Here is a 673-nt window from a genome sequence, read left to right as displayed (position 1 = left end):
AGGAAGGGTATCGTGATGAGCAACGCCTACCGTTGCTCGACAGCCTCGCGCAGGAGGGCCGCAAGCTGTCGGTCCGCGCGGTGCTGCTCGGGCAACGCTGGTCTGCATCCAGGACAGGCGGCAGCGGGGACATGCGCGACACCATCCCCGACTTCCTGCTCATGAGGATGCGCCGCACGGACGCGAGGATGCTGTCGGGGATGCCGACCGATGACCTGCCCGACACGGCGAACCTGCCGCCAGGGCACGGGTTCCTGCTGTCAGGTGAGGACGGAGCGGTCCGCGTCGTCCAGCCGCAGGTGAGCGCCATGGACGTGTCCACGTTCGCCTCTGCGACCCTCGGGCGAACCTTGGGCGAACCTGAGGCCGGCCTCTTGCGAACAGGTTCGCAACAGCAGGGTTCTGCCCGAGGTCTGCCCGAGGTTGGCCCGAGGTCTGCCCAAGGTCAGCGGGTGGTCGCCCTGCTCGCCTCAGGGGCCACCGTCGCAGAGGTCACCGACGAGCTGTCAGGGGTCCGCGACCGCTCATCGGGGACCTGGAAGAACACCCGCCGGCAAGTGGAGACGGTCATCACAGATCTCGACCGCGAGGCGACCTGATGACCGCCCCTGCCGCCCGTAACAGATGGCGCTCCCGCAACGTCTCAGATCGGGCACGCCGCGTCCGCGCCGAC

General features: G+C 68.6%; 1 protein-coding gene. It reads left to right on the top strand.

The window, feature by feature from the left end; translation table 11 throughout:
• Nucleotides 1-32: 32 nt before the first annotated feature.
• Nucleotides 33-599: a hypothetical protein gene (locus GEV06_28870; GenBank protein MPZ21855.1), complete on the top strand. Its 567-nt coding sequence runs from the start codon at nucleotides 33-35 to the stop codon at nucleotides 597-599.
• Nucleotides 600-673: the final 74 nt, after the last annotated feature.

It is taken from the genome of Luteitalea sp. (assembly GCA_009377605.1).
Classification (GTDB): domain Bacteria; phylum Acidobacteriota; class Vicinamibacteria; order Vicinamibacterales; family Vicinamibacteraceae; genus WHTT01.
Note: the sequence above shows the minus strand (reverse complement) of the source record. Positions and strands in the feature narration are given on the sequence as shown.